The organism is Hydrogenophaga sp. H7, assembly GCF_002025745.1.
Lineage (GTDB): Bacteria > Pseudomonadota > Gammaproteobacteria > Burkholderiales > Burkholderiaceae_C > Hydrogenophaga > Hydrogenophaga pseudoflava.
In genome coordinates this window covers 179,216-191,790 of record NZ_MCIC01000014.1, presented here as the reverse complement: position 1 = coordinate 191,790, position 12,575 = coordinate 179,216, and the positions used below count along the sequence as shown (strand labels likewise).

General features: G+C 60.6%; 12 protein-coding genes. 2 read left to right on the top strand and 10 right to left on the bottom strand.

Translation table 11 applies throughout. From position 1 onward, the window contains the following. Positions 1-8: 8 nt before the first annotated feature. The 10 genes from BC358_RS09980 to BC358_RS09935 form a co-directional block, all read right to left on the bottom strand. Positions 9-614 (bottom strand): hypothetical protein, encoded by a 606-nt coding sequence (locus BC358_RS09980; protein WP_143434253.1) that lies wholly within the window; start codon positions 612-614, stop codon positions 9-11. A 117-nt stretch (positions 615-731) separates the two neighbouring features. Further along, positions 732-1,292, bottom strand: a complete 561-nt coding sequence (locus tag BC358_RS09975) for a hypothetical protein (RefSeq protein WP_079365696.1) — start codon at positions 1,290-1,292, stop codon at positions 732-734. Between the two features lie 40 nt (positions 1,293-1,332). Continuing rightward, positions 1,333-1,728 carry a hypothetical protein gene (locus BC358_RS09970; RefSeq protein WP_079365695.1) on the bottom strand — a complete coding sequence of 132 codons (396 nt, stop codon included), beginning with the start codon at positions 1,726-1,728 and terminating at the stop codon, positions 1,333-1,335. A gap of 61 nt (positions 1,729-1,789) precedes the next feature. Next, positions 1,790-4,285, bottom strand: coding sequence for a VirB4 family type IV secretion/conjugal transfer ATPase (locus BC358_RS09965; RefSeq protein WP_218669485.1), 2,496 nt, complete (start codon positions 4,283-4,285; stop codon positions 1,790-1,792). A gap of 36 nt (positions 4,286-4,321) precedes the next feature. After that, positions 4,322-4,645 carry a VirB3 family type IV secretion system protein gene (locus tag BC358_RS22495; RefSeq protein ID WP_079365694.1) on the bottom strand — a complete coding sequence of 108 codons (324 nt, stop codon included), beginning with the start codon at positions 4,643-4,645 and terminating at the stop codon, positions 4,322-4,324. 17 nt (positions 4,646-4,662) lie between these two features. Continuing rightward, positions 4,663-5,034, bottom strand: a complete 372-nt coding sequence (locus tag BC358_RS09955; RefSeq protein ID WP_079365693.1) for a TrbC/VirB2 family protein — start codon at positions 5,032-5,034, stop codon at positions 4,663-4,665. 24 nt (positions 5,035-5,058) lie between these two features. After that, positions 5,059-6,099, bottom strand: coding sequence for a lytic transglycosylase domain-containing protein (locus tag BC358_RS09950; RefSeq protein ID WP_179130048.1), 1,041 nt, complete (start codon positions 6,097-6,099; stop codon positions 5,059-5,061). Positions 6,100-6,257: 158 nt separating this feature from the next. Further along, positions 6,258-7,100 carry a dihydropteroate synthase gene (folP, locus tag BC358_RS09945; RefSeq protein WP_079365692.1) on the bottom strand — a complete coding sequence of 281 codons (843 nt, stop codon included), beginning with the start codon at positions 7,098-7,100 and terminating at the stop codon, positions 6,258-6,260. A gap of 67 nt (positions 7,101-7,167) precedes the next feature. Beyond that, positions 7,168-9,084 carry an ATP-dependent zinc metalloprotease FtsH gene (ftsH, locus tag BC358_RS09940; RefSeq protein ID WP_079365691.1) on the bottom strand — a complete coding sequence of 639 codons (1,917 nt, stop codon included), beginning with the start codon at positions 9,082-9,084 and terminating at the stop codon, positions 7,168-7,170. A gap of 116 nt (positions 9,085-9,200) precedes the next feature. Next, on the bottom strand, positions 9,201-9,872 hold the full coding sequence (locus tag BC358_RS09935; protein WP_079365892.1) for an RlmE family RNA methyltransferase: 672 nt from the start codon (positions 9,870-9,872) through the stop codon (positions 9,201-9,203). A 54-nt stretch (positions 9,873-9,926) separates the two neighbouring features. Here BC358_RS09935 and BC358_RS09930 point away from each other — a divergent pair, with 54 nt between their 5' ends. Continuing rightward, positions 9,927-10,397 (top strand): YhbY family RNA-binding protein, encoded by a 471-nt coding sequence (locus tag BC358_RS09930; protein ID WP_066151374.1) that lies wholly within the window; start codon positions 9,927-9,929, stop codon positions 10,395-10,397. Positions 10,398-10,463: 66 nt separating this feature from the next. Then, the gene (locus BC358_RS09925) at positions 10,464-12,545 is read left to right on the top strand and encodes a M3 family metallopeptidase (RefSeq protein WP_079365690.1); all 2,082 of its coding nucleotides are present in this window, start codon (positions 10,464-10,466) and stop codon (positions 12,543-12,545) included. Positions 12,546-12,575 lie beyond the last annotated feature (30 nt).

Genomic DNA, 12,575 nt, shown 5'->3' with positions numbered 1-12,575 from the left:
CTCCCGACTTATTTGTTGTACAGGCGGGCCAGCCACATATCGGCAGGTACTTTGCAGTTCTCCTCCAGGGCCTCCCAAAGCCTGTGCCGCTCAGGGTTCTTCTCGACTTTCTTAATCCATTCCCCTTGAGCGCCCTGAACATGATGCCCATCTCGAAACGTCGGCCAGATCTTGTATGCCACCGCATACGTCGTGACATGAGGCCTCAGATCGGTACCCAGGTCGCGACTGCCCACGACCAGCCGCCGCACATAGCACTGCTGCTGCAACAGCGGCTGCAATTCGGCCAGCCCGGCCTCCCAAAGCCTCAGGTCCTTGTTCGGCACCATGCCTTCATTGAGCTTGCCCGGCACCGGTTCCCCAGTCGCCTTCTGCAGCGCCAGCAGAATCTTCGCGTCCATCGACCCTTTGGCCGCCGCCTGGCGGAACAGCTCGGTGATGGCCTCGTCGCCTTGAACGTCCTTGATCCAGCCGTCCGAATTGCCCAGCGCGTAGAAGTAGTCACCGAGCGGATCGCCCGCCGCCTGCAATGTCTTGACGTGGTGCAGCAGCACGGCGCGACCCTTGTCGATATCGCTGCTGTAGCCCGACTTCTCAAGATTGGTGGCGACCATGGCAGGCATCATGCAGCCCCCCAGCAGACACGCGGTGGAGACGGTGAGCAACAGCGAACGGAGAACGCGCTTTGAGGTGTGCATGGCGCAGCAGCAAGCAGGTGTTGGACGGATGGATCAGAAGAGGCGCGACTTGTTGCCCAGGCCGTACCACTTGCCGCCCGAGGCCTCGCAGTTCTTCTTGCTCTTTCGCCACTCGAACAAGGTCTGCGGCGTGTAGTGATAGTGGTTGGAGGTGGACTTCTCGCTGTTGGCAGCGCCGCCACTCTTGGCTCCGATGCAGGTGCCCAGCGCCTTGGGGGGGCACTTCGGCACGAGGGTCGAGTCGATCTTCATCGGCGTCATCTGCACCGTGCAGGCCTTGTTCAGGGCCTCCACGTCATCGCTGCCGTTGGTCGCGCTCTCCCAGCAGCTAAGGAGAGGCAGGCTCGGCCGGGAGATGTCCATGTTGCCTTTTTGCAGGCAGGACACCACCACGCCGGACTGTCCGGGTTCGGGCATTTCTGTGCCCTCGGGCAGCTTGTCGAGGATCTGGGTGTCGGGAATTTCAGGCAGATCCCCAGGCTTCGGTGGGCTGGGCGGCTTGGGCAAATTGACGGCGTGAGCGGCGGTGGCCAGCATCAGGGCGACCCCCAGCATGCCGAGGCCCCGCAAAGCCCGGGTGATGGATGTGTTCATTGGTTTTCCTCCTGTCTGTTGTTCTTGGTGCAAGCCGCCGTCACTCTTCCATCAAGTGCTGGCACTCCTCCAGGCCATCAGGCGCACCGGCCTTGCCCTTGTAGTCGAAGGGCATCTTGCCCGGGCTCTTCCAAGTACCCGGGCGGCGGCCGTGCGGGCAGACCTGCTCGTACTTGCTGGTCCACTTGGGGTTGAAGCAATACTGGTTGACGATCTTCCAGGTGCCTGCGATGGGGTTCACCCCCACCCAGCAGTGCGGCGGGTAGCCGAAGGCACAGAAAGAGAACACGTCCTGCCCGGCAGGAAGGTCGTTGTCAAAGAAGGCTCCCCCAGTGGAGGTGCCTTCGGGGGCCAGGCCTCCGCACTTGGACTGTCCCGCAGTCGCCGAAGCGGCCAGCGGGGCGCCCGCCAAAACAAGCGCAGCGAGCAAGCGCATGGCGGTTGCTTTGGATGTTCTGATTGGTTTCATTGTTGTTTCTGCTCCCTTGGGTTTTCGGCTACCTGACCAGCGATGCTTCGCTGCTCTCCTCCAGATCGGCCGTTGGCGCATGCCGGAGAAACTCGTTGCTGTTGGCCATGAGCGCTTTGCGCTGGGTGCGCAGCCCCTTGCGACGAAGGTGGAACTCGGGCAGCCAGGTGTCCGGCAAATGTGGCGTCGGGTGTTCGGCGAGCAGGGCCGTCAGGATCTCGACGTTGTCCGACGAGCCCGACAACACGGCGAGTTCGTCGTCCATGCCATTGAGGTTGAGTTGACAGAGCACCGCGTTGTGGCCCTGCTTGACGAGGAAACAGCGGCTGCGCTCGTCCAGCCCGACCACCAGTTCGAATTCGGCCCGCGTCAGCTTGAGACCTTCGAGGTAGTCCTTGGGGTCGGCATTGGGGTTGGGCAGCAAAATCAGCGTCGCGGTCTGTTCGATGAGCGCAGCCGAGATGTCGCTGTTGAGCGCGTCCTGCGGGCTTTGGGTGGCAAAGATCCCCAGGCCGTTCTGTTTCCGGATGGTCTTCTGCTTGTTCTTAGCGAAGTCCTTTAGACCGCCTTTGCCCTCCAGCACCTTCCAGAACTCGTCCATCACATAGATGAACGGGCGCCCGTCGATGAGGCTTTCCATCCGGTGCAGCAGGTACTGGATGATGGGCTCACGGGTCTTGGAGTCCTCGATGACTTCGGTGTAGTCGAAGCCGACGATGTTGGCGCCTGAGAAGTCGATGTTGTCCTTGGGGTTGTCGAACACCCAGGCAAACGGCCCGCCCTTGCACCAGACCGAGATGCACTCGAAGAGGCTGTTCTCGCCCATGTTGGGCAGGCTCTTCTGCAGGTTGGTCATGGTGCGCAGGTGCACCGGCGTGTCCAGGATGGCGCGCACTGCACGGATCAGGTCCTCGTGCTCGGTAGCGGCGTATTTCTCCTTGCCACACAGCGTCTGCAGCAACTCCACGAGAAACTGCTCGTTCTCGGGCGTGTTGTCGCACTGCAGAGGGTTGAAGCCGGTCGGCCGCCCCTTTTCCAGGGTGAAGTAGCGACCACCACAGGCCCGAATGAAGATCTCGGCGCCGCGGTCTTTGTCAAAAAAGAAGATCGTCGGTTCCGGATCGATCTTCTGTACCTGCGCCAACAGGAAGTTGATGAGCGCCGTCTTGCCGGTGCCTGATTTGCCGATCACCATCGTGTTGGCAATGGCCTTCTCACCCAGCGAGTACTCGTGCGGCTTGGTGGCGTGAAAGTTGAAGTGGTATGCCTGATTGTTCAGCGTCTGAAGGATGCTGACCGACGGCCCCCACGGGTTGAAGTTGGGCTTGCCGGTGGCGAAGTTGTGCAGCGGGCTCAACCCCAGGAAGTTCAGCGAACTCAGGTTGGCAATGCGCGGGCGGAAGCGCCAGTTGCAGGGCAACTGCGCATAGAAAGCCGCTGGCACGGCCACGTCCTCCTTTACTGTCACAAAGCTGGCGCCCGACAGCTGTGCGCGGGCCTGCGCGACGTGGCTGTACAGCTCGTCCTGACTGGCGGCAAAGATGGCCATGTTGAAGTGGTATTGGCCGAGCACGAAGTTGCCCGAGGCGAGCTGGTCCATCGCGAAGTCCAGTTCCACGATCTGGCTGACCGCCTTGTCTTCGGACGAGAGCATGGCGCCCTTCGTGCGCTCCAAAGCCTTCATCGAGTCGTAGCGACTCATGGGCGTGAAGGAATGAGTGACGATGTACTCGAACTCCAGATACTTCAGGCCGTTCAGAATGCCTGGCCAGGAGCTGTCGGCGTACTCCTTGATGTTGAGGATGGCACCGAAATAGTTGTCGCCGTTGGCAGTGCGAATGGCGAAATCACCGCTCCCTGTCGAGAACAGATGCTTGCTTGTCGGGAGGTAGTTGTAGATGGGTGCCGGCAACACCGGCGCAGGCTCATCCACGTGATTGATCAGGTAGCCAAAGAACTCCAGGTTCTCGGAAAAGACCTGTTTGTGCACACTCTCGTAGAGACCCAGGCGGTACGGTGAGTAGTCCTGCAGCAGGGCCTCGACGTTGCCCACCAACTCGTAGATCTTCTCAAGATAAGCCTTCTCTTCCTTACGCAAGGCCTCAATGTCTCGCGAGATCGCTGCGAACTTCTTTCCACTGACCACTGGGCGGTAGACCATGGTCAGGTAGAGCTCGTTCTGCATCAACCGCTTGCTCGAAAGCCGGTCGATGTACTTGTCGTGCAGTTCCTGGCTGAAGGTGTGGGGAAAGCGCGCCTCGGCCTTGATGGGCCGGCGACGCCGGATGTCGTGGGCCCAGAATGCGACGTTCTCGAAATCCGGCGCACGCAGGCTTTGCAGCAGGTTGTTGAAGGCTTTGTGCCGGTGCTCAAGCTCCCAGTCTTCCCGTCCTACGAACGGGAATCCACTGAGCAACCAGGTGATCAAGTAGTCACCTTCCCGTGATTTCACCGCGTGGGTATCCACATGAGTGCTGAAGGGAATAAAGTTGCTGAAGTCAGCATCGGGCGAGAACAAAGACATAAGCAGGATCTACCGATGAAGTATTTAGCCGCTCGTTCAAGCGTACGGCTCCATCTTCTTACCGCGATTACCTTTGCTCTGCCGCTGCGGCGAAAATACCCAAGCGCCTCCAGCCGCATTTAGATTTCTGGGCAAAAATCGAAACACCAGATTCAACCCAATCAATCGAAAAATCATCTCATCCCTTTTAGCCATTAATCGCATTATTAGGACTGAAAACGGTATCAGAAGCAGAAACCACCACGAAATATACATAGCCAAGACCAGTGGAGTACCAGCGCCTACTACAAAAGGTAAGTAGGGTACTCCAATGATCATTGCAGGCCGGGTACAGCCGCGGAAAACAGTATCTCTATTCATCGCTTAAAAGACCCTGCTCAGCAAGTTGCTTGAGCACCCACAACCGAGCCAGCCCCGAGATCGGTTGCAAACCAACTGGCAAGGGCGGTTGCACCGCCAATCAGAAGACCTCCAACCAACACCGGAGCAACATCAGATAAACGCTTGTGAGCAAATGCAATCTGGTAGCCAGCAAAAACAATTGCGATAGTTACGATCGCCACTGACGCTGCACGGAGAATTGTCACTACACGGCCAAAGAATGTCTGGACATTCTGACAGGCAGCCGTGAATCCTCCCTGTTGTTGCGCGAGAACTTCTGGGACGAAAAAAATACAAATCAAGCAGATCAATACCGCTATGGCAAAGCGATACTCCAACCGATGCGTGAATTTTTGAGTGGTCAACATAGAAGTATTGAGGAAGTTGAAATATCAAAAGACGAAGGAATGATCCGTCGGCGATATGCCTTTCGGACCGCGAACATTTCCGACGAACGGTGACGACCGATCAGCCGGGTTTTCAGACAAAGCTGAAGACTCAGTGGAAAGCAACAAGCCACCTCTGCGCTCGGCGACATGGGCAGCCGAACGAGTAGAGCGGGAAGGTTGATTGAAGTCTGGCCCAGGCCGAACTTTGTCGGGAAAGCCGGTTTGGAGTGGAAGCATGCGGGTTTGATAGGGATCACCGTCCACACCTACCATCTGCACTGGAATCTGGGTGCGTGAACTCTCGGGCAATGTGGTCTGAGTTGCAGCCACAACACCTATTCCCAGCACAGAGAGGCCGGAACTCGATTCGTTGGCATTTGCTTGCTGCCCCCCATACTCGGCAAGCAGCTGTGTTTTTCCCGCAACAGGTAGCTTCGAGGAAGAGATATGCCGACGTACCGGATAGGACTCTGGGTACGCAGAAGCCGTTCGCAGCTGCAATCCATCAAGACGCAGAACTTTTCCGATAGTTCTTAGAGGCAGTTGCTCGTCGCTGACACGCCGACGCTGGACGCCTTCGCGTGGAATAACGCGTATAGCCACGGGCAGGCTTGAGTCCTTGGCTAGCACTCCCTTGGACATGGAAGCGAACACCTTCTGCACATATCCGTGCTGAAAGCCCGTAGTGAAGTCACCCGAGTAGTAGCAACTGAAGGCCTTGCCCCAGTCTTGGGCACGGTCGTAGCACTCTCGAAGGATGCGGGAACCCGCTTGCAGGTTAGGGCAGACTTCGAACGCTTGTTCGTAGGTCTTGAGGCCGTATTTCGCCAGGTTGTAGCGATTGACCTGAGAGATGCCTACGGAAAAGTTGTAGCCCTCTTCCTTGAGCTGACGCACAGTGGCCAGCGCTTCTTCAAGACTTTTGGGCTGGCGCGCCAAGTAACCGCCCACCACTCCGATGGCGAACGGATTGCGCGATGACTCCACGCGCACGACGTGTTGCATCACCTCCCTGGGTACCGCGAGATCCGGACAATCCAGCATGACGGCTGCGCGGGCCGGCGAGCCCAGCCACGCTGTGTCGCGCTTAGGCCGGACCTGCTGCCACTTCCTCCTGAATATATTTTTGGCAGGTCGGCATTGTAACTTGCGTACTAGTTGGTTTCGCCCCCAAAGCGGGGGATACACACTTTGTTGCGACTTTAGGCTGTGTTCGCTGGTGCACCTATGGCCAGCCATACGGCCAGTCCATCCACCGTGTCCCGAACATCGTGTACACGAACCACTGAAGCACCACGCTCCACCGCGAGTACAGCCGCCACCACGCTGGAGGAAACACGCTCGACTGGAGTCGGTCGTCCAGTGGCGGCACCGAGCGATGACTTACGCGACCAACCAACAAGCCACGGATATGGCAGTTGATTCAATGCGGACTGATTTGCCAGAAGTTCAAAATTCTGCTGCACCGACTTGCCAAAACCAATGCCTGGGTCCAATACGATCCGCTCTCGGCTCACCCCCCTCCCCTCCAGCACTGCAGCCCGGTCCTCTAGAAATTGCCGCACAGGAGTCAGCACACTGCCATCCATGGGCGCCACCTGCATGGTCTGCGGATCGCGATGCATGTGCATCAGGCACACACCACAGCGCGGATGGCCAGACACCACACTCTCTGCGCCCTTGCGGCGCAAAGCCCATATGTCGTTCACGATGTCGGCGCCGAGGTCCAGCACCGATTGCATGACTTCCGGCTTGTAGGTGTCCACCGATACCGGCACCCCCAGTTTCACCGCCTCGCGCACGACCGGAACGACCCGCTCAAGTTCGGCCTCCAGTGGTACCGCAGGACTACCCGGCCGTGTCGATTCGCCGCCAATGTCCAGAATATGTGCGCCTTCCTTGAGCACCTGCTCGCAATGTCTCAGCGCGGAGGACGTGCTGTCATGTTGCCCACCATCAGAAAATGAGTCAGGCGTCACATTGACGATGGCCATGACCTTCGGCGTGTCCAGGTCGATGACAAAACGGGAGGTGGTCCACTGCATACGGGTCTCTGAATAGAAACGGGGCCCATGGGGCCCCGCAGAAAAAAGACTGGACTGATGACGCGCCTCAGGCGGCTGTTGGCGCCGTGTCCGTGGTCACGGCAGGCGTCCCGCCGCTGCCACCTCCGCCCGCCGATGGCGTGCGAGGTGTCCAGTCCTTGGGAGGGCGCGGCGGCTTCCCGGCCATGATGTCGTCGATCTGGTCGGCATCAATGGTTTCCCACTCCAGCAAGGCCGTCGCCATCGCGTGCATCTTGTCGCTGTGCTCCTCGATCAGGTCACGCGCCAGCTTGTACTGCTGATCAATGATGCGACGAACCTCGGCGTCCACCTTCTGCATGGTCTGCTCACTCATGTTGGTGGTCTTGGTGACCGAACGGCCCAGGAACACCTCGCCCTCGTTTTCAGCGTAGACCATCGGGCCCAACGCGTCGGTCATGCCGTAGCGCATCACCATGTCGCGGGCGATTGAGGTGGCACGCTCGAAGTCGTTGGAAGCGCCCGTGGTCATCTGGTTCATGAACACCTCCTCCGCGATGCGGCCACCGAACAGCATGCTGATCTGGTTCAGCATGTAGTCCTTGTCGTAGCTGTAGCGGTCCTGCGCCGGCAGGCTCATGGTCACACCCAGTGCCCGGCCGCGCGGAATGATCGTGACCTTGTGCACCGGATCGCACTTGGGCAGCAGCTTGCCAATCAGGGCATGCCCAGCTTCGTGATAAGCCGTGTTCTTGCGCTCCTCCTCGGGCATCACCATGCTCTTGCGCTCGGGACCCATGAATATCTTGTCCTTGGCCTTCTCGAAGTCCTGCATCTCGACCACGCGCGCGTTGCGGCGGGCGGCCATCAGGGCGGCCTCGTTGCACAGGTTGGCCAAGTCGGCACCACTCATGCCGGGCGTCCCGCGGGCGATCACGCTGGCGTTCACGTCGGTGCCCAACGGCACCTTGCGCATGTGCACGTTCAGGATCTGCTCGCGACCACGGATGTCGGGCAGCGTCACGTAGACCTGCCGGTCGAAACGCCCCGGGCGCAACAGGGCGGCGTCCAGAATGTCCGGGCGGTTGGTGGCGGCCACCACGATCACGCCCAGGTTGGTTTCAAAGCCGTCCATCTCGACCAACATCTGGTTCAGGGTCTGCTCACGTTCATCGTTGCCCCCCCCCAGACCGGCACCTCGCTGGCGACCGACCGCATCGATTTCGTCGATGAAGATGATGCAGGGCGCGTTCTTCTTGGCGTTCTCGAACATGTCGCGCACACGGGCCGCACCCACGCCAACAAACATCTCCACGAAATCCGAACCCGAGATGCTGAAAAACGGCACCTTGGCTTCGCCGGCAATGCCCTTGGCCAGCAGTGTCTTGCCGGTGCCCGGAGGACCGACCAGCAATAGGCCGCGCGGAATGCGGCCGCCCAGCTTCTGGAACTTCTGCGGGTCCTTGAGGAAGTCCACAACCTCCTTGACCTCTTCCTTGGCTTCGTCGCAACCGGCGACGTCGGCAAAGGTCACGGTATTGTTGTTCTCGTCGAGCATGCGGGCCTTGCTCTTGCCAAAGCTGAAGGCCCCCCCCTTGCCACCGCCCTGCATCTGGCGCATGAAGTAGATCCACACGCCGATCAGCAGCAGCATCGGCCCCCAACTGACCAGCAGGGTCATCAGCAGCGAGCCCTCTTCGCGCGGACGCACGTCGAACTTGACATTGTTGTTGATCAGGTCACCCACCAGACCGCGGTCGAGATAAGTGGCCGTGGTGCGGATGCGCCGGTCATCGTGCGTGACCGCCACGATTTCGGTACCGCCCTGGCCCTCCTGGATGGTGGCCTGCTTGATCTGCTGTGCTTTCACCTGATCCAGGAACTCGGAGTAGCCGACGTAACCGGCTCCGGCCGTCGCGCGGCCATCGAATTGCTTGAAGACGGTGAAAAGCACCATGGCGATCACCATCCACACGGCAATCTTCGAGAACCACTGGTTGTTCAAGGTCGGCTCCTGACTAGAACGGATACTGGCATGTTGAGGCCATTTTAGGTGTTTCAAGCCACGAGGGACTTGACATTTGGGGAGGCAACGCCAATGAAATGGTTAGTATTTATTGATCAGCTCGGGCTTTTGAGACCCATGCCCACCAAAAAGGTTTCAGAGGATTTGTCCCTCGACGCCTTGGGCTTGAAGGTCTTTACCACTTTGAACGTCTTTCGGAACAGGGCCACCAGAGGGTCGTAGGCCCCACCGTGAAACAGCTTGGCCACCAAGGCACCATCTGGCTTGAGGTGCTGACTGGCGAAGTCCACTGCAAGGCCCACCAGATCCTCAATGCGCGCGGCGTCGGCCGACCCGATGCCAGAGAGATTCGGCGCCATATCGGACACCACGACATCGACTGCCTTCACCCCACGGTCGGCCAGCGCCTGCTCCAGCGCGGCCAGTACTTCGCGCTCGCGAAAGTCGCCCTGGATGAAGTGCACGCCTTCGACGGGTTCCATTGGCAGCAGGTCCAGCGCGATGATCTGTCCGTGCAACTCGCCGACAGCGGCGCCGCCCGGGCTCAGGCGCCGCCGCACATACTGACTCCAGGCGCCGGGCGCCGAACCCAGATCGACCACCACGTCACCCGGACGTATCAGCCCCAGGGTTTCGTCGATCTCCTTGAGCTTGTAGGCCGCCCGCGCACGGTAACCCTCTTTCTGGGCCAGACGCACATACGGATCGTTGACGTGCTCGTTCAGCCACGCCTTGTTGACCTTCTTGCTCTGAGTCTTGACTTTCATGCCCATGGCGAAACCGGGGCTGTGAGCCGCCGCTATGTAAACGATAATTGTCCCATGCCCCAGATCCAACTCACGCCCGCACAGCGCAAGGTGCACCGCGCCGAGGCGCACCATCTCGATCCCGTCGTTCTTGTTGGCGGAGACGGACTGACCGCCGCCGTCAAAAAGGAGGTGGACGCAGCGCTCAAGGCCCACGGCCTGATCAAGATCCGTGTGTTCAGCGACGACCGCCCATCCCGCGAGGCCATGCTCCAGACGCTGGCCGACGAGCTGGAGGCAGCCCCCATTCAGCACATCGGCAAGTTGCTGGTGCTGTGGCGCCCGGTTCCGGAGAAGCAGAAAGTGGCCGATGAAGACCGCATGCCCGGGCCACGCGATGTGAAGGTGCTCAAGTTCAGCAAGCGCGGAGGCCAGAAGCCCGAAGTCAAGGTGGTTCGGGTGCTGGGCAACCAGCGACTGACTCCCGGCGGCCAGGTCAAGCGCGCCAAGGTGCTCAAGAAGAGCATCAAGAAAAGCGCCCGCTGAGCCGGTGTTCCGGGTTCCAGCCGCCCAGGCCATTGAACTTTCTGTCCCGAGCCCCTACTGAGTTGCATGAACACCGTCGCTGACAACCCACTGCTCGATTTCTCCGCACTGCCGCGGTTCGATGCCATCACCCCTTCCCACGTGGCGCCCGCCATCGATGCCCTGTTGAAGGAAGCCGATGCCGCCCTGGAGAACGTCACGGCGCCGGAGTTTCCTGCGGACTGGAGCGCCTTGTCTGCCCGGCTCGACGTGTCCACCGAGCGACTGTCGCGCGCCTGGGGTGCAGTCGGACACCTCAACAGCGTGGCCGACACACCCGAGTTGCGGGCTGCCTACAACGAAGCGCTGCCCCGCGTGACGGAATTCTGGACGCGGCTGGGTGCCGACGAGCGTCTGTATGCCAAGTACAAGGCCATGGACGTCTCCCGGTTGAACCCTGAGCAGGCACAGGCCCACCGCAACGCCATGCGTGGATTCGTTCTGGGCGGTGCCGAGTTGCAAGGAGAGGCCAAGCAGCGGTTCGCCTGGCTGCAGGAACGACAGGCCGAACTCGCCCAGAAGTTCAGCGAAAACGCACTGGACGCCACCGACTCTTTCAGTCTGTACGTGTCACCAGAAGACCTCGAAGGGGTGCCGGCGGATGTGCAGCAGGCCACGCGCGCGGCGGCCCAGGCAGACGGCCAGGCCGGTCACAAACTCACCCTCAAGATGCCCTGCTACCTGCCTGTGATGCAGTTTGCCCGCAGCAGCGCTTTGCGGGAAAAGCTCTACCGCGCCTACGTGACGCGCGCCAGCGACCAGGCCGAGGGCGACGCCACCCGCTTCGACAACACGACCATCATGGCCGAGCTGCTGGCGCTGCGCCACGAGGAGGCCCAGTTGCTGGGACATCGCCACTTCGCCGATGTCTCACTGGTGCCTAAGATGGCGGAATCGCCCGAACAGGTGATCGGTTTCCTGCGCGATCTGGCCCGCAAGGCCCGCCCGTACGCCGAGCAGGATGTGAAGGATTTGCGGGAGTTCGCCGCCCAGGAACTGGGGATCAGCGATCCGCAGCCCTGGGACTGGCCCTACATCGGCGAAAAGCTCAAGGAAGCCCGTTACGCCTTCAGCGACCAGGAGATCAAGCCCTACTTCACCGCGCCCAAGGTGCTGGCGGGCCTTTTCCAGATCGTCGAAACCTTGTTCGAGGTGAGCATCCGCCGGGACATCGCCCCGGTCTGGCACCCGCTGGTGGAGTTCTACCGCATCGAACGCCGGACTGCGACCGGACCCGAACTTGTCGGCCAGTTCTACCTCGACCCCGCGGCCCGCAACGGCAAACGCGGTGGCGCCTGGATGGACGATGTGCGGGCCCGCTGGCTGCGACCGGACGACGGCAGCGTGCAGACGCCCGTGGCGCACCTGGTCTGCAACTTCGCCGAGGGCGTCGAGGTCAATGGAGTCCGGCAGCCCCCCCTGCTCACGCACGACGACGTGATCACCTTGTTCCACGAGTTCGGTCACGGCCTTCACCACATGCTCACGCGTGTCAACGAACGCGACGTGTCTGGCATCAGCGGTGTCGAATGGGACGCGGTCGAACTGCCCAGCCAGTTCATGGAGAATTTCTGCTGGGAATGGGACGTTCTCAAGCACATGACGTCGCACGTGGACACCGGTGCACCCCTTCCGCGCGACCTGTTCGACAAGATGCTGGCGGCCAAAAACTTCCAGAGCGGGCTGCAGACGCTGCGCCAAGTCGAGTTCTCCCTGTTCGACATGCTGCTGCACAGCCAGCCTGCCCCCGTGTCAAGCGGCGAGGACATCCTGGCGCTGCTGTCGCAGGTCCGCGATGAGGTCGCGGTGCTGCAGCCACCGCCCTACAGCCGCACGCCGCACACCTTCAGCCACATCTTTGCAGGCGGCTATTCCGCTGGGTACTACAGCTACAAGTGGGCGGAGGTGCTCTCGGCCGACGCCTACTCGGCCTTCGAGGAAGCTGCGCGCGCCAGTGGTCACAGCACGCTGGACGTGGCCACGGGCCGCCGCTACCGTGAAGCCATTCTCGAGGCGGGAGGAAGCCGCCCGGCCATAGAGTCGTTCAAGGCCTTCCGCGGCCGCGAACCCGGCCTGGATGCGCTGCTGCGCCACCAGGGCATGGCCTGACCCGCCTTCATCCGATCTCTTCCGAGGACA